This window comes from Enterobacter vonholyi (genome assembly GCF_040834095.1).
GTDB lineage: Bacteria > Pseudomonadota > Gammaproteobacteria > Enterobacterales > Enterobacteriaceae > Enterobacter > Enterobacter vonholyi.
The window spans coordinates 1,897,602-1,919,282 of the sequence record NZ_CP162152.1; the positions used below are offsets into that span (position 1 = coordinate 1,897,602).

General features: G+C 55.7%; 20 protein-coding genes. 5 read left to right on the forward strand and 15 right to left on the reverse strand.

Going from position 1 to position 21,681, the window contains the following annotated elements; all coding sequences use genetic code 11:
- Positions 1 to 18 precede the first annotated feature (18 nt).
- The 3 genes from AB3N39_RS09060 to blr form a co-directional block, all read right to left on the reverse strand.
- Positions 19 to 459, reverse strand: coding sequence for a DUF2569 domain-containing protein (locus tag AB3N39_RS09060; RefSeq protein WP_115874872.1), 441 nt, complete (start codon positions 457 to 459; stop codon positions 19 to 21).
- 86 nt (positions 460 to 545) lie between these two features.
- Positions 546 to 761: a transcription modulator YdgT gene (gene ydgT, locus AB3N39_RS09065; RefSeq protein ID WP_013096896.1), complete on the reverse strand. Its 216-nt coding sequence runs from the start codon at positions 759 to 761 to the stop codon at positions 546 to 548.
- A 231-nt stretch (positions 762 to 992) separates the two neighbouring features.
- Entirely contained in the window at positions 993 to 1,118 is a 126-nt protein-coding gene (blr, locus tag AB3N39_RS09070; RefSeq protein WP_168112406.1) for a division septum protein Blr, read from the reverse strand.
- 243 nt (positions 1,119 to 1,361) lie between these two features.
- Between blr and AB3N39_RS09075 the strand changes: the two genes are divergently transcribed.
- Positions 1,362 to 2,402 carry an oxidoreductase gene (locus AB3N39_RS09075; RefSeq protein WP_133294253.1) on the forward strand — a complete coding sequence of 347 codons (1,041 nt, stop codon included), beginning with the start codon at positions 1,362 to 1,364 and terminating at the stop codon, positions 2,400 to 2,402.
- 52 nt (positions 2,403 to 2,454) lie between these two features.
- On the opposite strand, the gene add is transcribed toward AB3N39_RS09075, so the two are convergent.
- The 3 genes from add to malX all read right to left on the reverse strand — a co-directional run bounded on the left by add (position 2,455) and on the right by malX (position 6,366).
- The gene (add, locus tag AB3N39_RS09080; protein ID WP_127730541.1) at positions 2,455 to 3,456 is read right to left on the reverse strand and encodes an adenosine deaminase; all 1,002 of its coding nucleotides are present in this window, start codon (positions 3,454 to 3,456) and stop codon (positions 2,455 to 2,457) included.
- A gap of 96 nt (positions 3,457 to 3,552) precedes the next feature.
- Entirely contained in the window at positions 3,553 to 4,725 is a 1,173-nt protein-coding gene (locus AB3N39_RS09085; protein WP_133294254.1) for a MalY/PatB family protein, read from the reverse strand.
- A gap of 48 nt (positions 4,726 to 4,773) precedes the next feature.
- Positions 4,774 to 6,366: a maltose/glucose-specific PTS transporter subunit IIBC gene (malX, locus tag AB3N39_RS09090; protein WP_367897228.1), complete on the reverse strand. Its 1,593-nt coding sequence runs from the start codon at positions 6,364 to 6,366 to the stop codon at positions 4,774 to 4,776.
- Between the two features lie 178 nt (positions 6,367 to 6,544).
- On the opposite strand from malX, the gene AB3N39_RS09095 reads away from it, so the two are divergent.
- On the forward strand, positions 6,545 to 7,573 hold the full coding sequence (locus AB3N39_RS09095; protein ID WP_136194743.1) for a Mal regulon transcriptional regulator MalI: 1,029 nt from the start codon (positions 6,545 to 6,547) through the stop codon (positions 7,571 to 7,573).
- 160 nt (positions 7,574 to 7,733) lie between these two features.
- Here the strand turns inward: AB3N39_RS09095 and AB3N39_RS09100 are convergent, their stop codons facing one another.
- Positions 7,734 to 8,507 carry an abortive infection family protein gene (locus tag AB3N39_RS09100; RefSeq protein ID WP_115874878.1) on the reverse strand — a complete coding sequence of 258 codons (774 nt, stop codon included), beginning with the start codon at positions 8,505 to 8,507 and terminating at the stop codon, positions 7,734 to 7,736.
- Between the two features lie 410 nt (positions 8,508 to 8,917).
- Here AB3N39_RS09100 and AB3N39_RS09105 point away from each other — a divergent pair, with 410 nt between their 5' ends.
- Positions 8,918 to 9,370 (forward strand): hypothetical protein, encoded by a 453-nt coding sequence (locus AB3N39_RS09105; RefSeq protein ID WP_115874879.1) that lies wholly within the window; start codon positions 8,918 to 8,920, stop codon positions 9,368 to 9,370.
- A gap of 116 nt (positions 9,371 to 9,486) precedes the next feature.
- Here the strand turns inward: AB3N39_RS09105 and AB3N39_RS09110 are convergent, their stop codons facing one another.
- The gene (locus tag AB3N39_RS09110; protein ID WP_274242947.1) at positions 9,487 to 11,019 is read right to left on the reverse strand and encodes a YdgA family protein; all 1,533 of its coding nucleotides are present in this window, start codon (positions 11,017 to 11,019) and stop codon (positions 9,487 to 9,489) included.
- A 99-nt stretch (positions 11,020 to 11,118) separates the two neighbouring features.
- Positions 11,119 to 12,294, reverse strand: a complete 1,176-nt coding sequence (manA, locus tag AB3N39_RS09115) for a mannose-6-phosphate isomerase (protein ID WP_133294260.1) — start codon at positions 12,292 to 12,294, stop codon at positions 11,119 to 11,121.
- 199 nt (positions 12,295 to 12,493) lie between these two features.
- Between manA and fumA the strand changes: the two genes are divergently transcribed.
- Positions 12,494 to 14,140: a class I fumarate hydratase FumA gene (gene fumA, locus AB3N39_RS09120; protein WP_024909338.1), complete on the forward strand. Its 1,647-nt coding sequence runs from the start codon at positions 12,494 to 12,496 to the stop codon at positions 14,138 to 14,140.
- Positions 14,141 to 14,322: 182 nt separating this feature from the next.
- Positions 14,323 to 15,717, forward strand: coding sequence for a class II fumarate hydratase (fumC, locus tag AB3N39_RS09125; protein ID WP_115874882.1), 1,395 nt, complete (start codon positions 14,323 to 14,325; stop codon positions 15,715 to 15,717).
- Here the strand turns inward: fumC and tus are convergent, their stop codons facing one another.
- The 6 genes from tus to AB3N39_RS09155 form a co-directional block, all read right to left on the reverse strand.
- Complete coding sequence (gene tus / locus AB3N39_RS09130; protein WP_133294263.1) at positions 15,718 to 16,647, reverse strand: DNA replication terminus site-binding protein; 930 nt, start codon at positions 16,645 to 16,647, stop codon at positions 15,718 to 15,720.
- A gap of 73 nt (positions 16,648 to 16,720) precedes the next feature.
- Complete coding sequence (gene rstB / locus AB3N39_RS09135; protein WP_045910344.1) at positions 16,721 to 18,019, reverse strand: two-component system sensor histidine kinase RstB; 1,299 nt, start codon at positions 18,017 to 18,019, stop codon at positions 16,721 to 16,723.
- A 75-nt stretch (positions 18,020 to 18,094) separates the two neighbouring features.
- A complete protein-coding gene (locus AB3N39_RS09140) occupies positions 18,095 to 18,355 on the reverse strand; it encodes a hypothetical protein (RefSeq protein ID WP_111965686.1) in 261 nt (86 codons plus the stop codon).
- Between the two features lie 237 nt (positions 18,356 to 18,592).
- Positions 18,593 to 19,309 carry a two-component system response regulator RstA gene (gene rstA, locus AB3N39_RS09145; RefSeq protein WP_021241154.1) on the reverse strand — a complete coding sequence of 239 codons (717 nt, stop codon included), beginning with the start codon at positions 19,307 to 19,309 and terminating at the stop codon, positions 18,593 to 18,595.
- 110 nt (positions 19,310 to 19,419) lie between these two features.
- Positions 19,420 to 20,142, reverse strand: a complete 723-nt coding sequence (gene folM / locus AB3N39_RS09150) for a dihydromonapterin reductase (RefSeq protein ID WP_111965687.1) — start codon at positions 20,140 to 20,142, stop codon at positions 19,420 to 19,422.
- 39 nt (positions 20,143 to 20,181) lie between these two features.
- Entirely contained in the window at positions 20,182 to 21,564 is a 1,383-nt protein-coding gene (locus AB3N39_RS09155; RefSeq protein ID WP_115874886.1) for an amino acid permease, read from the reverse strand.
- Positions 21,565 to 21,681 lie beyond the last annotated feature (117 nt).

A 21,681-nucleotide genomic window follows, 5' to 3' on the forward strand; every position in this document is an offset into this window, starting at 1 on the left:
AGGTTATCTGTAGGGTTATTACGGGTTCACGAAGGTGTTTTTCACCCGCGTCGAACGCTTGAAGTAGGGTACCAGCAGCGCCGCGGCCAGCAACGGGAAAAGTAGCTGACGAACGGCCAGCGCGTCTGAAACGGGCGAAAAAGCAAACGCCTTAACCGCCAGCAGGACCGAAACCAGCAGCCAGATAATGTAGTGCTTAGGCACATTCTTACGGCGCTTAAAGAAGGCGATGGTCAGCCACAGCGTGTAGTACCACATCCCGATCGCGAAAACGAATGACACAAACCACAAAGCAATATTCAGCACGTTTTGCGACATCAGGGTCTGGATGGCGTGAGGGGTAATCAGTGCGGTGGTATAAAGCAGCAGCGCAAGTGATGCGCTTAATAAGGCAACCAGCAGCCATGCCAGTGGGGCGATTAACCAGCCTCCAATGCGTTCTCCAGGCGTTGCGGTCATGAACTCTCCCATAATCTGCGCGAAATGTTTTACAGCCAGTTGGCAGGGCGGAGAGTATATAACATTTCGCGCGGATGGCTACTTTCTTATAAAACGTAGCGCCATACGGACTTAGGCACTTCACCCACGTTGAACAAACGACCGCCGGAAACCAGCTCCGCACGGCGATGGTCAGCGGCACGATACATATTAATGATGTCCTGATTATCAGACAGGGTGTAGTTCAGATGGTCAAACAGTTTTTCCAGGCTCTCAAGCGAATTGATCTTGCGAAATTTTAATAAATAGTCCTGAACTGTCATATTAATAAGTTTCCATATAAAAGTGAGTAATACCAGTTAAGGTAATTCGTTCGAATAATAAACGGATTAATAAAGACGTAAACAGCCCACTCAGGTAACGCGACGAAATTAGGAGTTTTCTTTGCTGAAATTCAGGCATCAGACGATGCCTGGAAGAGAAGGTTAACCGTGTTCACCAGGGCTGGCAATAAGTAACTGACATATTATGTCACTCTTTATTGCGGTAACCGGTTACTTGGGTTGGGCGACTGTGACAGGCTCCGGCGGCTGGTAGTTATCGATATGGCTGGCAACACCCAGCAAAATGACCGAAACCCCAAGGACAATCCATCCCGCTAATTCAATGATTCGATTAATAATTGACGTCATGATTCGTAGTTGTACTTTATCCTTAAATACAGGGTGCAAATGTTACAGCGACGTTTCCCCGGCCGCAAGCGCTTTGGGAACGGTTCCCTTAAACAAAATCAGTAGGTTAATACTATGTAACAAAAACAACCCGTACGACCTGCTATTTTAAGTCATATGGCACATTATTAATCTGTGGTAATGCCAGGCTAGCCAGTGTGAAATAAGAACGTCATAAAAGAGGATGGCACTATGAGTGATAATATCCGCGTTGGGCTTATCGGCTACGGGTATGCAAGCAAAACGTTTCATGCGCCTCTGATAGCCGGGACGCCGGGAATGGCGCTGGCAGCGGTAACCAGCAGCGATGCCGCTAAAGTCCATACAGACTGGCCTTCCGTGCCGGTTGTCTCTGAGCCAAAACACCTTTTCAACGATCCGAATATTGATTTAATCGTTATCCCCACGCCGAACGACACCCACTTTCCACTGGCAAAGGCCGCGCTGGAAGCTGGCAAGCACGTGGTTGTCGATAAGCCCTTTACCGTTACGTTGTCTCAGGCGCGCGAGTTGGATGCGCTGGCAAAGAGTCTGGGCAGGTTGCTGTCGGTGTTCCATAACCGCCGCTGGGACAGCGACTTTTTAACGGTAAAAAGGCTTCTCAGTGAGGGCACATTAGGGGAGATCCTCTTTTTTGAATCGCACTTTGACCGCTTCCGTCCGCAGGTACGAAACCGCTGGCGCGAGCAGGCCGGTCCGGGCAGCGGCATCTGGTACGATTTAGCCCCGCATCTGCTGGATCAGGCCGTCAATCTTTTTGGTCTGCCGGTGAGCATGACGGTCGATCTGGCCCAGCTCAGGCCCGGAGCACAGACGACCGATTACTTCCACGCGGTGCTGAGTTACCCGCAGCGGCGGATTGTGCTCCACGGTACGATGGTCGCGGCCGCGGAATCGGCCCGCTATATTATGCACGGCACGCGCGGGAGCTACGTGAAGTTTGGTCTCGACCCGCAGGAAGACCGGCTGAAAAGCGGTGAACGTTTACCGCAGGAAGACTGGGGCTATGATATGCGCGACGGCGTAGTGACGCGGGTGGAAGGCGAGGAGCTGGTCGAGGAGACCTTTCTGACGATACCGGGTAACTATCCGGCCTATTATGCGGGCATCCGCGATGCGCTGAACGGTACGGGCGAAAATCCGGTTCCGGCCAGCCAGGCGATACAGATTATGGAGCTGATTGAGCTGGGTATTGAATCTGCCAAACATCGCGCGACGCTCTGTCTGGCATAATTTTAAATATTTTAGTAGGCCGGGTAAGCGTTAGCGCCACCCGGCAGCGGAGTTAACCGCGAGCCACTTTATCTTTCAGCGCCTGCTTCTCTGCAGGCGTCAGGAAGGCACTCTCCAGCCCGTTGATCTGCGCCTGACGGATCTGCTCGCGGCTCAGACCCGCCTGAGGTGCGGCGATGTTGTACTCATGGATGATATCCACGCCCTGTACCGCCGGATCGTCAGTGTTCAGAGAGGCCAGTACGCCGTGCTCAAGGAACGTTTTCAGCGGGTGCTGCGCCAGCGTTGCCACGGTGCTGGTCTGAATGTTAGACGTCAGGCACGACTCAATCCCGATACGCTGCTCCGCCAGGAAATCCATCAGCGCGCGATCTTCGACCGCCTTCACGCCGTGACCGATACGCTCGGCGCCCAGCTCGCGGATGGCCTGCCAGATGCTTTCCGGGCCAGCCGCTTCACCCGCATGTACGGTAATGTGCCAGCCGGCATCGCGCGCGCGGTTGAAGTGGGAGAGGAACAGGCTGCCCGGGAAGCCCAGCTCGTCACCGGCGAGATCGACGGCGGTGATGGCATCGCGATGGGCCAGCAGCGCCTCCAGCTCCTGCAGGCAGGCGGCTTCACCGAACGTACGGCTCATGATGCCGATCAGGCGAGCCTGAACGTCGAAGGTTTTACATCCTTCGCGCACGCCTTCAATGACGGCTTCCACGACGCCTGCAACGGGCAGGCTGTGGGTCATTGCCATATAGCCCGGCGAGAAGCGCAGCTCGACGTAGTGCAGGCCGTTGCGGGCGGCATCTTCGATGTTCTCAAACGCCACGCGGCGGCAGGCCTCCAGCGACGCCAGCATCTTCACACCCCAGTCGAGTTTGCTCAGGAAGCTGACCAGGTCCGGTTCATTAGAGGTCACCTGTACGTGAGGGATCAGGGACTCAAGGGTCTGAGCAGGAAGCGTTAAATTGAACTGGCGGCCAAGATCGAGGATGGTTTGGGCACGAATGTTACCGTCAAGGTGACGATGAATATCAGTTAAAGGCAGGCGTGTATCAATCATGGTCGCACTCTTTTCTGGTTAAAGTGCGCCATATTATAAAAACAAAACGGGGTAAAAAGCTATTTGCGCAAGGGAATATTCCGTTGCGCAAATTGATTACAGGAGCGTATTAATCCCGGCAATCAGGCGTTGAACCCCTTGCTCAAGCTTGCTTCGCGGGCAGCCTGCATTCAGGCGTACGAAGCCATTTCCCTCTATTCCATAGGTATATCCCGGCATGATGGCGACCTTTTGCTGCTCGATCAGCACTTTTTGCAGCGCCCGATCGTCAATGTTCAGCGGGCGCAGATCGATCCAGGCCAGATAGGTCGCTTCCGGCGGCTGCCAGTTTAGTTTCGGAAAAGCGTGGTTTACTTCCTGCGCGATATACGACAAATTCCCTTCGAGATAACCCCGCAGGGCATCCAGCCACGGCTCCCCCTGCTGATAGGCCGCGATATGGGCCGTAAGCGCCAGCACGGAAGGGGAAGAGAGTCCGTCCCGTCCTTTTAGCGCGCTGAGATAACCGTTACGGCTCTCTTCATCGCCAATCAAGCCGTAAGCGCCCGTAAGAGCTGGAATATTAAAGCTTTTCGAGCCGGAAGTGAGAAGCGCCCATTTCCAGCGCGCCACCGCGATCCACGGCGTGTGACGATGCTCTCCCCACACCATATCCATATGAATTTCATCGCTGATCACCGCCACGTCATAGCGTGCGCACAGTTCCGCCATGTGCGTCAGCTCATCCCGCGTCCAGACCTTACCGGTCGGATTCTGCGGGCTGCACAGCAGCAAAATTTTGTTTTCCGGTTTCGCCAGCGCCGCTTCGAGGGCCGCCATATTGCCCTGCCAGCCTGCCGCCTGCTTTTCCATCTCAACCGCCACAACACGACGCGCGTTACCCTCTATGGCCTTATAAAACGCATCGTATGCCGGGGTGTGTACCACCACGCCGTCGCCGGGGTTTGACCAGAGGCGTATCAGTTCAGAGACCATGTAGATGACGGAGGGGCCATAAACCACGGTTTCCGTATCAATCTGGTTGTTAAAGCGCTGCTGGAACCAGTGCGCGACGGCTGCGAGAAACTCGTCGTTTTTCCAGCGGCTATAGCCAAACACGCCGTGATGAATGCGCTGATGCAGCGCGTCGATTATGCAGGGGGCGGTGGCGAAATCCATATCCGAGATGGTGAAGGGCAGCAGATCGTCCGCGCCAAAACGGTCGGCGACGTAGTCCCACTGCGTACACCAGGTGCCGTGTCGATCCACGACGGTTGAGAAATCAAACATGCTTTAATCCTTAACGTAAAACCCCCTCATGGAGAGGGGGCTGAGGCATCAGGCTTCTACTGTTCGCATCAGGGTAGCCAGCTCATCTTTCACTGACTGTACCTGCGGGCCGATAACCACCTGTAAATTGTGCTGATTTAACTGTACCACGCCGATGGCCCGGTTGGCTTTCAGGGCGTTGGTGTCGACTTTTGACATATCCGCCACCGACAAACGCAGGCGGGTAATGCAGTTATCCAGCGAGGTAATGTTATCTGCACCGCCCAGCGCTGCCAGAATTGCTGGGGTGTTATAGCCGGATTTGCCCACGGTACCGGCTACCGCCTGCTCAACGCTGGTGGCCGTATCGGTATCGCGGCCAGGCGTTTTCAGGTTAAAGCGGGTGATGGCGAAGCGGAAGATGCCGTAGTACACCACGAACCAGATCGCCGCCACGACCGGCACCAGATACCACTTGGTGGAGAGGCCGTGCAGGATCCCGAACACCACGAAGTCGATCACGTTGCCGTCGGTGTTGCCGATGGTAACGCCCAGCACCGCCATCACGGTAAAGCCCAGACCGGTCAGCACAGCGTGAATCAGATACAGCACTGGCGCGACGAACAGGAACAGGAACTCGATAGGCTCGGTGGTACCGCCCACGACGCAGGCGATCACGCCGGAAATCAGCAGACCTTTAATTTTATGACGGTTTTCCGGGCGCGCGCAGTGGTACATCGCCAGCGCGGCACCCGGCAGGCCGCCGAGGAAGGCCGGCATTTTACCCTGAGACAGGAAGCGGGTTGCGCTCTCGGAGAAGCCGTGGGTGGTCGGGCAGCTCAGCTGCGCCTGGAAGATAGTCAGCGCGCCGCTCACATCGTGACCGCACACCTCCATGGTGCCGCCCGCTTCGGTGAAGCGAATCAGAGCCACCAGGATATGCTGCAGGCCAAACGGCAGGAGCAGACGCTCGCCGGTGCCGAAGATCATCGGACCAAAATCTCCCGCGCCGTTGATGATGCGGCCAATACCGTTAATGCCCATCGCAAAGACCGGCCAGATCAGCGGAATGATCAAACCAAACAGACCCATGACCACCAGGGTCACAATCGGCACAAAGCGGGTACCGCCGAAGAAGGCCAGGGCATCCGGCAGACGAATATTGTGGAAGCGCTCGTGCAGCATCCAGATAATCACGCCCGCGATCACTGCACCGAGGATCCCGGTATCAATAGACTGGATACCGATCACGCTTTGAATGTTGTTAGCTTTCAGCACGGCAGCGTCGGTTGTCGGCAGAATGCCTTTCGCGGTCAGCCAGAAGTTAACCGCCAGGTTCATCACCGCGTAACCCACAAAACCGGCAAACGCCGCGACGCCTTTGTTCTCGCGGGCCAGGCCCAGCGGGATAGCGATACAGAACATGACGGGCAGGAAGCTAAACGCAAAAGAGCCGACTTTACTCATCCAGATAAAGATCGCCTGCAGCAAGGGGGTGCCGAGGAACGGGATCAGCGTAATGACGTCTTTACTGCTGAGTGAACTGCCGATCCCCAGCATGATCCCGCAGAACGAGAGAAGTGCCACGGGCAGCATGAAGGTTTTACCCAGTTGCTGGAAAAATTCCCACAGCGATATTTTTTGTGCTGCTTTCGCCGTCATAAAACGACTCCTTTATTGTTAAAATCAGTTTGTCTGCCTCAATGCTGCGAGAAGATAAAACGTTTTATCAAAGTTTAGTGCGCGCTAAATCACATTCTCAGGCTTTGACTGGTAGTATAAAGATAACGTATTGATAAAACGTTTTACCGATCTCATTTTCAGGGAGTCACGCCAACACATGGCCGTAGCGAAAAAAGTCACCATCAACGATGTCGCGCTGGCGGCGGGGGTTTCCGTCAGCACCGTTTCTCTGGTACTGAGCGGAAAAGGGCGCATCTCTCCCGCGACCGGTCAGCGGGTGAACGAGGCGGTTGAACAGTTGGGCTTTGTGCGTAACCGCCAGGCGTCGGCGCTGCGCGGGGGGCAAAGCGGGGTGATTGGCCTGATCGTTCGTGACCTGACGTCACCTTTCTATGCGGAGTTGACGGCCGGGTTAACCGAAGCGCTTGAAGCGCAGGGGCGGATGGTCTTTCTGCTTCACGGCGGCCGCGAAGCCGATCAGCTGCTTTCCCGGCTCGATATGCTGCTGAACCAGGGGGTGGACGGGGTGATCGTCGCAGGGGCGTCGGGCGTGGGCAGCGAGCTGTGCGAGCGTGCCGCCGAAAAGGGCGTGCCGCTGGTGTTTGCCTCGCGCGCCAGCTACCTCGACGAAACCGATACGCTGCGTCCGGATAACATGCAGGCCGCGCAAATGCTGACCGAGCATCTTATTCGTCGCGGTCATCAGCGCATTGCCTGGCTGGGCGGGAAAAGCTCGTCCCTGACCCGCGCCGAGCGGGTCGGCGGCTACTGTGCGACGCTGATTAAATACGGCCTGCCGTTCCACAGCGAGTGGGTCGTGGAGTGTGAGTCCAGCCAGAAGATGGCGGCGGAAGCGATAGGCGCGCTGCTGCGAAGCAGCCCGACGATCAGCGCCGTGATTTGCTATAACGATGTGATCGCTATGGGGGCCTGGTTTGGCCTGATCCGCGCCGGGCGTCAGAGCGGCGAGGGCGGGGTGGAAACCTTCTTCGGCCACCAGGTGGCGCTGGGGGCGTTCGCCGACGTCGGTGAAAACGCGCTGGACGATCTGCCGATCGTCTGGGCCACTACCCCCGCGCGGGAGATGGGTTACACCCTGGCGGACAGAATCATGCAGCGTATCGAAAATACGGATGTGCAGGCCGGGCACCAGATTGTGGCGGCGCGCCTGGTGCCGGTGAAATAATGTCGCCCGGCGGCGCTGCGTTTGCACGGGCCTTCAAGGGCCCGGAATCGTAGGCCGGGTAAGGCGTAGCCGCCACCCGGCTAAAATATCACCGACACTAAACTTCCCGGGCATTTCAATACAGGAATATATAAATGCATGTTTTATATTCCATTAACCATCAACCTTGGTACTGGTCGTTCGATACTTTTTGCCACGTCTGAATCAAAAAAACAGCCATGCTTCCGGCCAGGTTAACAGCTAAAAGAGCGTGCCTATCTGCTGGTTTAGGTGGTTTTTTACCTATCCCATGCGCATCACCATATTTATTTCTCAGCGTGCCGAGACCATTAACAACTGATGAGCATCCTTTCAGTATTTGCTTAAAGATCTGCTCTCCATGCTGGTCAGGGGCTAAATTTAGCTCTTTGGAAGTTAGTTTATACAATTCACTCATGTCAAAATTACGGTCATAAGGAATTTTTAAGTCATCGAGTATATGTTTACATACAGTTTCAACTAAGGTTCTGGCGGAAGTGATAGCTCCTTCTGGGTCTGAGTTCCTGCGTTCTAAAGCCTTCGTCCAAGCCTCATTTACCCCCCGTTCGTCGTAACTCCTCAAACCATCAGTGATATGAATATCTATTGGTGTTGTATTGACCCCTTCGAAAAAATCAAAAAGAGGGGTGAATTCAGTTGAAATGAAATTTTCGCGTTCTCTATAGGATGAGTATGCTGGCTGTATGAATCCCCAAAACTGTTTAAGAGTTCTGCATTCTCTAACAAAAGCTGGGAGAAGGGATTTTAGTGCGGAATTTTGAACGAAGTGAGACCTGAGAGAGATGAAACATTCACTATTATCCCGAGGCCCACCGCGAGCAACATCAATTAGCAAATTTTCCAGGTGTCTGGCGCGTTCTTCATCAGACGTAAACTCATTCAGAAAATCATCCATCGATTTATTCCTTTTTACTTATGACTGAAATGTAATGCTGGAAATTAAAAATGCTCATCATTTTTCAAGTATGAAAAACGAAGTATTCCATATCTGGAAGCATCCTCGCAAACCTGTTAGAAACACCATGTAAACCCGAATTCATTATTTATTTCCACCTATAACGAGCTTACAGTTCCCCCACTGCGGCAAATTCCGCAGTCAGGTGTGGAAACCTGATCTATCACACGACGACACAGTTTTAGTGTCGGGGCAGCGCATAACCTTGTAAAATCAACGGTGGCGCTGATAGGGCAGTCGAAAGACTGGCTGAAGACCGTGTGATTCAGTTTCCACCCCTGTCAGCGCCGCCACCCTCTGAGCGTGGAAACTTAGACGGTGGCCTTAAAACATCACACGGAGGCTGCCATATGGCTACGATACCAACCCTTGCTCACCCCCATTCTACCGACAGTATTGCATGCCAACTACTTGAGCTGCCAATATTCTCAACGCTGGATCTCTTCGAACTGACGGATTGCTGCTGCGCTTTTGTTAACGTGCTGCTGGAAACCCAAAACAAAGCAGAGCGCTTAGCGCTGTGTGGCCGTCTGGCTTTTACTCTCGATGAGCTAAAAAACCGATGCGATGAAGATTTACCGCCTCATCTGGTAGAGCGACTGAGTACCGCGTTACCTGCGCAATCCTGTGTTCCGGATTGCTGGCAAGATACTGCGATGCTAGTGGGATATGCTCAGGCACTTAATCAGGCATTGTTGAGCCAGACTCTGGCAAGTGCTGTCTCGCAAGAACTTACTGGCTTATTACATGACCTGGTTTATCTCCTGGCTGACTTTGTCAGAGAACCTTACCTGCCGCGCTGAGGTCACGCCCGGCGGCGCTGCGCTTGCACGGGCCTACAACGGCTCGGGATCGTAGGCCGGGTAAGCGTCAGCGCCACCCGGCAATAAAAAACCCCTCATGCGAGGGGTTTTGCTGTTTACTGCTGCGGTGCCGCCGGTTCGGCTGGCGCTGCCGGTTCAGCCGGTTCCGGCATCCCCAGAGCAGGCATACCAAACATGCCGACGAAGTCTTCCAGCGGCATTTTGTCGCCGTTGAGCGTGACCTGTCCGTTGGCGTACTGCAGGCTGGTGGAAATCGCGTTGTTGTCCACCTTCGTGATGCGGAACATCTGGCCCATTGCCGCCAGACCTTTCACCTGCTGGTTCGCCAGCTTGCCGGCGTCTTCATCGCCGTAGCCTTCCAGCTTCGCAATCTGGGTCATGAACTCGGTTGCCATATCCATCGGAATGGTCAGCTTGCTGTCGAGCGACTTCACGCTGCGATCCACTTCCTGCGCCAGCGTCTGCGGTTCACCCGTTGCGGTGGCCGGATCTTTCAGGAACAGCGACAGGTTGAAGCTGGTTTCGCCTTTGCTGTTTTTCCAGCTCAGCGGCGCAACGGTGACCACCGGCTCACCTTTCAGCAGGATCGGCAGGTTGTTGAACAGCACCGCCATCGCCTGCTGCTGGTAGACTTCCGGGTTTTGCTGCAGTGCGGCATCGGTCAGCAGCGCCTGGCTCTCTTTGCTGTATTTCTGGCTAAACTCGTGCCACGCCTGACCGTCGATATTGCCGATCTTGAGCGAGAGTTTGCCGGTGCCCAGATCCTGATTCTGCACTTTCAGGCTCTTCAGCGTGTAATCCAGCTGGGTATTGATGCTCTTACCGTCTTTAGAAACGTCGGATTTTCCGTTGACGTCCATGCCTTCCAGCACGGCCATCTCTTTTCCTTCAACAGCAATGGCGACTTTGTCGAGAGACAGTTTCTGATCGCCGATACGCTCCTGGAAATCGGTCATGCGGCTGTTGCCGTCGGCTTTCAGGTTATTGAAGGTGAGCTGAACTTTTTGGTTATATTCGTTCACGGCATTGACCAGGCCGCTTTCCGCTTCACCCGTCAGGGAGAACACGTTTCCATCGCGGTCAGCATCGAGTTTGAAGTGACCGCCGCTGAAGGCGACTTTCTCATTCTCTTTCTCGTAGTTCAGCGCTTTCAGAGCAATATCGGAACTCGTGTCACCGGAATAGCTAATGCGGGTATTAATGTCGAAAGGCGATTCATTCTTCGCCAGGTCAAAAAGCGGTTTGGTGACGTCATTATTCACCAGCACGGTATGGACGGACGCCATCGACGGGATCAGGTTAAAGGACTTCAGCTGCGCCAGCGGCAGGGGACCGTGGCTCACCACCTCGTCCAGCACCACGCTCTGGCCCGGTTTCAGCCAGCCGTTTGCAGCACCGGCAACCGGCTTCACTACCAGCTGCATGCGGCTGGTAAACACGCCGCGATGATAATTCTGGTAGCTCAGTTCCAGACCGGCTTCCGGCGCGCTGCGCTTAATCTCTCCGTTAGCCTGCGCCACCATCTCAGCCAGACGGCCTTCCAACTGTTTCCCGGTAAACCAGGAGGCACCCGTCCAGACCACGCCTAACGCTACAATCACTCCAACCGCTACGACCGATTTTTTCATTGCGACTATCCCTAAAATGAAACCAGGCGGTAAAAACCGCCTGGAGATATTAAGCCTGCAACTAGCTTAGCAAGAGTTGTTAAAAAATTCAGTAAGTGGTTAAAGCTTATTGAAAACGCGCGCCAGACGACCGGTGCCGCTTACGCTAACCGGAGACTCATTGGCTGCAACGAAGGCTGACTCACCGGGCTTAAGCACCAGACGCTGTTCGCCTTTGCGCAGTGTCGCTTCGCCCTCGGCGCAGAACAGGATCGCCGCGCTCTCCTGCGCGATGGTGGTTTCGGCCTGGCTCAGGTCGTGCAGGGAAAAGGCAAAATCTTCAACCGGAATCGGGAAGTCCAGCTCTGCGCCGTTTTTCACCGGCTGAGTCAGCAGCTCCGCGGCAGGTTTCGCCACGAACTTCACGTTGGCTACCAGTTCAGGGATGTCGATGTATTTTGGCGTCAGGCCCGCGCGCAACACGTTATCGGAGTTGGCCATCACCTCCAGCGCCACGCCCTGAAGGTAGGCGTGCGGGGTTTCCGCGAAGAGGAACATCGCTTCACCCGGATTGAGCTTCACCACGTTCAGCAGCAGAGGGGAGAACAGGCCGCTGTCGTCCGGATAGAATTCGGAAATCAGACGGATGGTCTCCCACGGTTCACCTTGCTGGCTGTCCAGGGCGGCTTTCAGCACCGCCAGGGCGTGGGTTTTCTCTTCATCCTGCATATTCAGCAGGCTGGCAAACAGCTGGCTCAGCGCATCGGCGTTCGGGTTTTCAAGGAAATGCGCGATGGCTTTATGGGCACCCGCGACCGGCTGCAGCAGGGAGATAATTTCTGAAAACTCGCGGAACGCGTTCATCGCCAGGAACGGCGTCAGCGCGAACACCAGCTCAGGCTTGTGGTTAGGATCTTTGTAATTACGCTCGGCAGCATCTAACGGAATACCCGCCGCGTTCTCTTTCGCAAACCCGATTTCTGAGGCTTTCTTGTTCGGGTGAACCTGGATGGAGAGCGGCTGGTCAGCGCACAAAACTTTAAACAGGAACGGCAGTTCGCCAAAGCGCTGAGCGACTTTGTCACCCAGCAGCGCGGCTTTATCGGCATTAATCACGTCGCGCAGGCTGCGTACCTGGCCGCTGGCGTCTTCAATTTTTGAGCTGCTCTTCGGGTGCGCACCCATCCACAGTTCCGCCATCGGCAGGTTGTTCGGGTTCGCGATACCGTAGAGATCCGTTAACGCAGTTTTACTTCCCCAGGCGTAGTTTTGCACTGAGTTAATGAGTTTTTGCATTATCAAGCCCTGATTCAATTGTGGAATTAACTCCGGGTATTAAAGCAATAAACCTCATGGAAGTAACCTGTGGATGTAAAAAGTCGTACTAGTCTCAGTTTTTGTTAAAAAATTGTGTAGGATAAGCTGACTCGCTTTTAAGCCGGGCAGCGGAACATCTGCCCTGAATAAACAGACCGAAGCAGTAAGTGAGAGACCAATGTCGAATAAACCCTTCCATTATCAGGATCCTTTCCCCCTCAGTAAGGATCAGACCGAGTATTACCTGTTAACCCGCGATCACGTCTCCGTCTCTGAATTTGAAGGACAAGAGATCCTCAAGGTGGATCCGCAGGCGCTGACGCTGCTGGCGCAGCACGCTTTCCACGACGCCTCGTTTATGCTCCGTCCTGCGCATCAGCAGCAGGTGGCCGATATTCTGAGCGACCCGGAAGCCAGCGAAAACGATAAGTACGTTGCCCTGCAGTTCCTGCGTAACTCCGATATCGCGGCGAAAGGCATTCTGCCAACCTGTCAGGATACCGGCACGGCGATCATCGTCGGTAAAAAAGGGCAGCGCGTCTGGACCGGCGGCGGTGACGAAGCGGCGCTGGCACACGGCGTTTATAACACCTACACCGAAGACAACCTGCGCTATTCGCAAAACGCGGCGCTGGACATGTATAAAGAGGTCAACACCGGCACCAACCTGCCTGCACAGATAGACCTCTACAGCGTCGACGGGGACGAGTACAAATTCCTCTGTATCGCCAAAGGCGGCGGTTCGGCCAACAAAACCTATCTCTATCAGGAAACCAAAGCGCTGCTCACCCCGGGTAAGCTGAAGAACTACCTGGTTGAGAAGATGCGCACCCTCGGCACCGCGGCGTGCCCGCCGTACCATATCGCGTTTGTGATTGGCGGCACGTCGGCTGAAAGCACGCTGAAGACTGTGAAGCTAGCCTCAACCAAATACTACGACGGCCTGCCAACCGAAGGTAACGAGCACGGCCAGGCGTTCCGCGACGTTCAGCTTGAGCAGGAGCTTCTGGAAGAAGCGCGTAACCTGGGTCTTGGCGCGCAGTTTGGCGGCAAATACTTTGCCCACGACGTGCGCGTGATCCGTCTGCCGCGTCACGGTGCTTCCTGTCCGGTCGGGATGGGCGTCTCCTGCTCTGCGGATCGCAACATCAAGGCGAAGATCAACCGCGAAGGCGTGTGGATCGAAAAACTGGAAAACAACCCGGGCAAATATATCCCGGAAGAGCTGCGCAAAGCGGGCGAGGGGGAAGCGGTCCGCGTTGACCTGAACCGTCCGATGAAAGAGATTCTGGCGCAGCTTTCGCAGTATCCGGTCTCGACCCGTCTCTCCCTGAACGGCACGATTATCGTGGGCCGCGACATCGCGCACGCGAAGCTGAAAGAGCGTCTGGACAACGGCGAAGGGCTGCCGCAGTACATTAAAGATCACCCGATCTACTACGCCGGCCCGGCGAAAACGCCTGAAGGCTACGCCTCTGGCTCGTTAGGCCCAACCACGGCGGGCCGTATGGACTCGTACGTTGACCAGCTGCAGGCCAACGGCGGCAGCATGATCATGCTCGCGAAAGGCAACCGCAGCCAGCAGGTGACGGACGCCTGCCACAAGCACGGCGGCTTCTACCTCGGCAGCATCGGCGGCCCGGCTGCGGTTCTGGCGCAGGGCAGCATCAAGAGCCTGGAGTGCGTGGAATACCCGGAACTGGGTATGGAAGCGATCTGGAAAATTGAGGTGGAAGATTTCCCGGCGTTCATCCTCGTGGATGACAAAGGCAACGATTTCTTCAAGCAGATCCAGTCGTCCCAGTGTTCGGCGTGTGTGAAGTAAATCTGTAAATTGCCGGGTGGCGCTGACGCTTACCCGGCCTGGATTCTCGTAGGTCGGGTAAGGCGTAGCCGACACCCGACATCAAAAAGAGCGCACAAAGCGCCATAACGTTTCTCAGAAGTCATCAATACTTATCCCTTAAGCATGTGAGCAATCCCTCTTTTGTTATCAAGGAGAAAGTAATGACCACGGTACGCCATGAGAAAGACTCGATGGGCGCCATCGACGTCCCGGCCGACAAGCTATGGGGCGCGCAAACCCAGCGTTCGCTGGAGCATTTCCGTATCTCGACTGAAAAAATGCCCGTCTCGCTGATTCAGGCGCTGGCGCTCACCAAACGTGCAGCCGCGAAAGTGAACCAGGATTTAGGCCTGCTGACGGCAGACAAAGCGACCGCCATCATCAACGCCGCCGACGAAGTGCTGGCGGGCAAGCATCCCGATGAATTTCCCCTCGCTATCTGGCAGACCGGTTCCGGCACCCAGAGCAATATGAACATGAACGAAGTGCTGGCGAACCGGGCAAGCGAACTGCTGGGCGGCGTGCGCGGCATGGAGCGCAAGGTTCACCCGAACGATGACGTCAACAAAAGCCAGAGTTCTAACGACGTCTTCCCGACGGCCATGCACGTGGCGGCGGTGATTGCTATCCGCGAGCAGCTTATCCCGCAGCTCAACGTCCTGAAGTCTACGCTCAACGAGAAGGCGCAGGCCTTCCGCGACATCGTCAAAATTGGCCGTACGCACCTGCAGGACGCCACGCCGCTGACGCTCGGCCAGGAGATTTCCGGCTGGGTGGCGATGCTGGAACACAACCTGAAGCATATTGAGAACAGCCTGCCGCATCTGGCGGAGCTGGCGCTCGGCGGGACGGCGGTTGGGACCGGGTTGAACACCCATCCGGAGTATGCGGTGCGCGTGGCGGAGGAGCTGGCAAACATCACCGGGCAGCCGTTCGTCACGGCGCCCAACAAGTTCGAGGCGCTGGCGACCTGCGATGCGCTGGTCCACACCCACGGCGCGCTGAAAGGGCTGGCGGCCTCGCTGATGAAAATCGCCAACGACGTGCGCTGGCTGGCCTCGGGCCCGCGCTGCGGCATCGGTGAAATCAGCATTCCGGAAAACGAGCCGGGCAGCTCCATCATGCCGGGTAAAGTCAACCCGACCCAGTGCGAAGCCATGACCATGCTCTGCTGCCAGGTATTGGGCAACGACGTGGCCGTCAACCTGGGCGGTGCGTCCGGCAACTTCGAGCTGAACGTCTATCGCCCGATGGTGATCCACAACGTTCTGCAATCGATTCGTCTGCTGGCGGACGGCATGGAGAGCTTTAACGAACACTGCGCGGTGGGGATCGAGCCAAACCGCGAGCGCATCAGCCAGCTGTTGAACGAATCGCTGATGCTGGTGACCGCGCTCAATACCCATATTGGCTACGACAAAGCCGCCGAGATCGCCAAAAAAGCGCATAAGGAGGGGCTGACGCTGAAAGACTCCGCCCTGGCGCTGGGCTATCTGACGGAGGCGGAGTTCGATGCCTGGGTACGTCCCGAGGCGATGGTTGGCAGCCTGAAATAATCAACTCGCTACGTACAGGTGCAGCCGCGGAATAATCAGCTGAAGCGGCTGCGCCTGAGGTCGGTAACGGTGCTGGACATTTTCAGCATCGTAATTCAGCAATTCACCAATATCCGGCACGATAGCCCCCCGATCGTCATCATAGAGCGCAATCAGCGGCGTTGGGCAGGCATACTGCACCTGTTTTTGCTGGCCGGAATACCAGACGCGGGCGATAGGCTGAACCTTCACCGGGCGCTTAATTTTGAGGCGCGTGTCCGCCGGCAGCGAGGCGATGCTGTGGTACTCCTGTTCGAGGCGCTCAATCCACTGCTCACGCGACCACGGCGCGACGGTGCGCGGCGTCTTCAGGCTTTTTTCCAGCTGCGCCAGAATTTCATCCCGGGTGAAGTTTTTAATGATGTGCTTATTCGCCCAGCCGAAGCGCAGCGTGGCGGGATGACGTAGTACCGTCAGCGTGCGATAGGCATTCAGGGTAATTAACCCCGGAAGCTGACGGTGCACCCACTCAAACCGGGCGGCGGGGGCCAGGCCCGACTCTTCGGTAACGATTTTCTCAAATGCCGCTTTCAGGGTGTTGATATGGGTAATCTGGCTTTCCAGCGCGTCGCGCGCTGCGGCATCGGTTTGCAGGCAGATCACGCCGGGCAGCCGCACCGCCGCCTTGCTGCTGCGCTGTTCAGACTGCTGCTGGATAAAAAGATGGCGATAGTGCTTCATCGCCAGCTCCAGTGCGGCCTTGCCGATGTGCTGCTTCACGTCGATGGTGTCCAGCGGATCGTGCTCGGCCCCTTTGACCACCTCGGGCAGGGTAAAGACGCGCGCGGCCAGCAGGCGGCAGGTCTGCAAACGTTCTGTCAGGGTTAGCAGCTCGTGTTCTATTTCCCGGAACGTGCTGTTCAGCCGTTCGATGAGATCGTAGGTCGCCATAAATACTCTCATTAGTTACAACATACTTATCATATAGCACAGCACGCCGGGTCAGGCCAGCGTGCGCTTGAAGTCAGGCAGGTACGGGAAGGGCGATGTTATGGTACACCGGCCAGCTAAAGCAGAAGCGCGCGCCGCCGAGCTCGCTCTCCTCGCAATGCACCGTACCGCCCATGGCCTGGGCGATAGAGTAGACAATGGCCAGCCCCAGGCCGCATCCTCCGGTGGCGCGATCGCGGCTGGGATCGAGGCGGACAAACGGTTCAAACACGGTTTCGCGTGCCTCCGGGGCAATCCCCGGTCCGTCATCCTCTACCGTCAGGCTGGCCTGGTTTCCCTGCAAATCCAGCCCAATCTGCAGCGTACTTTCGCTGTAGCGCATGGCGTTGTTCATCAGGTTGTCCAGCACGCGCTCCATCAGGCGCATATCAAGCGCGCCGTAATCACCCGGCGTGACGCGCGTCAACAGCGTGCGCTGCGGGTTTACGCTCTGAACATCGTCAATATGGGTTTGCAGCCACGCGGGCAGATCCGGCGTGCTGAGGTTCAGTTCGTTTTGCGGGCGATCGAGGCGCGCATAGGTCAGCAGCTCTTCAATCAGCGCTTCAAGCTGGCCAATATCGCGGTTCAGGGCCTGAGATTCCGCTTCCGTCAGATTCTCGCTCATCTCCAGACGATAGCGCAGGCGAACCAGCGGCGTGCGCAGCTCATGTGCAATCCCGTCGATCAGCTGCTTCTTACTGGCTATCAGGGCATTAATGTTATCGGCCATCTGGTTAAAGGCCACGCCAAGGCGTTCAAAGCTGGAACCGCTGTCGAAGTGAATGCGTTCGGTGAAATGCCCTTCGCCAAAACGCTGCGCGGCGGATTCCAGTTTCAGCATGTCCTGCCAGTGGGGGCGCATCCAGATAAAGACCGGAAACGCGAGCGAAATGGCGATAAAGGCCATCAGCGCCATGTCCAGCAGACGCATCTGGTGCAGATAATAGAGATAGGGCACCGGCCCGACGGCAAGCACGTAATGGCTGCGAGGAATACGCTGGATAAAGGTGTATTTCTCATCCAGCGCGACGATGTCCCCGTCGCGCAGACGCTGCATGGCGGGTGGGTCCAGATCGAAATCTTTCAACGGCTCGATGCGTAAATCGAATGACAGATTCAGATCCAGCTCTTTCAGGGTTTTCGCCCAGTCGTGTGGCGGGATCTCTCTTAGCTCGCTGCGCATCAGATAGAGCGAGCTTTTCATCAGATCGTCCAGCGACTGCCTGCCAGCACGTTCGGCGGTAAATTTATAAACCAGCCCGACCAGCATGGTCATCACCAGGAAGCAGACAAACAGTAAAAGATAAAACTGCACAAACAGCTTTTTCATTGGATCTCACCGCAAAAACGCTATGTGCAGAATATACATGAAAACCCTTCGAGTTTTTCACGTCTGTCGAGCGTGTTATATGGCTTTCGCGCTGTTTTTTACCTTGGCGATGAGTTTTTCGGTCATCGCCAGTCCTTCAGCAATATGCGTATCAATCACATCCGTCCCGTATTCGCTGATGAGGTCCAGCAGTATTTCGTAAGACTGGATGAGTTCCAGCAGGTCAAAGAGCGCTTTTTGATCGGTTCGTGAGGGGGTGACGTGGTTAAGGGTTGCCTGATTAACAATCCACTCAAGATTCGTTTTTATCGCTTCTACCTGACCGTAGCTATACATATGTCATGGGCTTAAATCCTCACTTCAAGATTTGTTGGAGTGATGTCGTGAAAGCTTCACGGCGAAAATGAGTAAAACGATCGCAAGAGCGGGGCGAGCTGAAGAAAGGAGAGTCGAGAAGGTAATTATGAAATAGTTCGCGTGCTTAGCAAGTAAATTGTTGCGCAAACGTAAAAATAAACGTGCGAAAGAGAAGGCATCGTCGCGCAATGCCTTCATTTATGTCAGGTTATCTTCTCAGGTTTCCCATGCATGTGGGGCAAACAGATAACCCTTATTACGCACGGTTTTAATGCGGTAGGGCTCGGTGGCGTTATCCTGCAGTTTTTTGCGCAGGCGCGAAATCGCCACGTCAACGCTGCGGTCCATTCCGTCATAGCTCACGCCACGCAGGTTTTTCAGCAGCGCGTCACGGTCCATAATCTGTCCGGCATGCGTTGCCAGCTCCCACAGCAGGTCAAAGTCTGCGGTGGAGAGGGCGATAAGCTCGCCGGAGAGCAGCACCTGGCGGTTAATAGGGTCGATAGACAGCGTACCGAAGCGCATCGCTTTGTGCGGCGTCAGAGAAGGCGCGGGCGCTTCGCGTTCGATGCTGGCGTGCTGGCGCAAATGCAGGCGCAGGCGGGCAAGCAGGACGGCAGGCGGTGTGGTTTTCAGAATGTAGTCATTTGCGCCCATCTCCAGCGACAAAATGTGGTTCATATCGCTGTCCAGTGAGGTGAGCAGGACAATAGGGCCCTCCCACCGGGCGCGCAGGTCACGGCAGAGCGTCATGCCGTCTTTGCCTGGCAACATGATATCCAGCAGCACCAGATCCGGGTTTTCACGGACGACCACCTCTTCGGCACGATCGCCGCGAGGTTCAACAATGACGTCCATATCATGTTTACCCAGATAGGCGGCGATCAGCTGCCCGACTTCGGGTTCGTCTTCAACATAAACAATCTTATTCATACAGCGTCTGTTTTCGTGAAAAAAGCCAACATACACCGCGAAACCTTAACCTTCCATTAATCTTTCAAAATTAACGCCGGTTCCGTAATTCTGGCTGTTATTCGCTTTCACTAGCGCAGCGGACGGCCACCGTCCACGGCAAAGGTTCTGCCGGTGACGTAGCAGCTGGTGAGCAGGTAATCCACGAGGTCGATGACCTCTTTCTCGCCGGGGGCGATTTTCATGAGCGACTTATTCAGCGCCTGCTGGCGATACTCTGCATCATCGTTTTCGTTAAACAAAATCATCGCCGGGGCGATGGCATTCACCTTCACCTCGGGGGCGAGCTTGCGGGCAAACGAGCGGGTCATGTTATCCAGCGCGGCTTTACTGGCCGCGTAGGCGATGTGCTTGTCGCTGCCGCGCTCCACTACATAATCGGTGAAGTGAATGATGTCGCCCGCAGCGTGCCCGTGGCCGCGCAGCAGGTCCTGCAGAGCGTGGTTAAGCAGATAAGGGGCATTGACGTGGATCTGCAGCATGGAGGAGAGCGTTTCGCTAAGTGACGTACCGGGTTTTTCGGCACGCCATGCGCTGGCGTTATGGATCACGGCGCGCAGCCCCGTCGTGGTGGCTTTTACCGTTTCCGCGAAAGCCAGAATGCCTTCATCGGTTGAAAAATCAGCCTGAATGCAGACCGCCCCCGCTTTGCGTAACCCTTCAATCGACGGGTATTCCGTACGGTAGCTGACAATGACCGGATGGCGAAGGTTGAGAAAGTGATGGGCGAGGGCGAGGCCGATACGGCGGCCTCCACCGGTAATCAGTATTGGGCGAAGCGGTGCATTTCCCATCGTATTCTCCTTTACAGTTCAACAATGGGAAAGGCGATGCTATCCCATTAACATCCAGGTTGCCGGTAGGGCAGCAACCAGTAACAGTCCAATCAATGCCATCTCACGGCGTTTCAGCGCGTTCTCCAACTGATGCGTGCGGCGGGCATAGATAAACACCAGCAGACCCGGTGCGTACAGCACCACCGACAGCAGCAGATGCATAGGACCGGAAGCATACAACAACCACAGGCCGTAAATACAGGCTCCGACACCCACAACATAATGCGCCGGGCGTGTGGCAATTTTTAACAGATACGCACCCACTAAGAAATAGGGTACCAGAATCATCTCCGAGGCGATGGTCAGCAGGGTGTTATAGTCTGAACCTGTGAGCCAGATCAGCACCAGACAGACCTGAACGCTGATGTTGGTCAGCCAGAGCGATGCCGACGGCGCGCTGTTTTGGTTTTGACGGGCGAAAAGGCGTGGAAACGCTTTGTGCGTCGCGGCCAGGAAAGGAACTTCAGCCGCCATGATGGTCCAGCTCAGGTACGCGCCGCAGACGGAGATGATAAGGCCAGCCGCAATCACCACGTCGCCCCAGGGGCCGAGCATTTTCACCATCAGCCCTGCCATTGACGGGTTACGCATTTCAGCCAGTTCAGGACGCGCCACCACGCCCAGCGACAGCAGCGTTACCAGCAGATAGACCCCGAGCGCAGCGAGTACGGCCAGCAGCGTGGCGCGGCCCACATCGCGTTTATTTCGGGCTCGGGCAGAAACCACGACCGCGCCTTCTACACCGATGAACACCCACAGGGTAATCAGCATCGTGTTTTTCACCTGCTCCCAGACGGGGACGCCCAGCGCAACACCGCTGAAATCAAGCTTAAACACGTCCATACGGAACGCAATGAAGGCCAGAACGATAAACAGGCCGAGCGGAACCAGCTTCGCGAGCGTCGCTACCAGGTTGATGCTGGCGGCCGTTTGTACGCCACGTAACACCAGCCAGTGGACGAACCACAATAACACCGAGGCGCCCACAATAGACTGCCAGGTATTTCCGTCGCCAAAGAGGCGCAGCTCAGGCGTATCGGTAAAGAAACTGAGCGCCGAGAAGACGATTACCAGATAGGAGACGTTGGCGATAACGGCACACAGCCAGTATCCCCACGCGGAACAGAAGCCAATCAGCTCGCCGAAACCTTCACGCGCATAGGTGAAAATGCCGCCGTCCAGATCCGGGCGAATGCGGGTGAGCAGCAGCATAGCGAAGGCCAGCAGCAATATTCCGACACCCGTAATGCCCCAGCCAATGATGAGCGCAGAAGGGCTCGCGACTGCCGCCATATTTTGCGGCAAACTGAATACGCCCGCACCCAGCATTGAGCTTAAAACGAGTGCAGTCAGAGCACTCAGGCCAAGTTTCTTTTCCATTGGCTTCCTGTTATGAAAGGTCAAAATCCAGAATAATTATTTCGCTCAGGCGCATAAAAATGGTGGATCACACTAAGGCGCGGGATTTTACGGAGTGTAACGAAAGCATGCAATGAC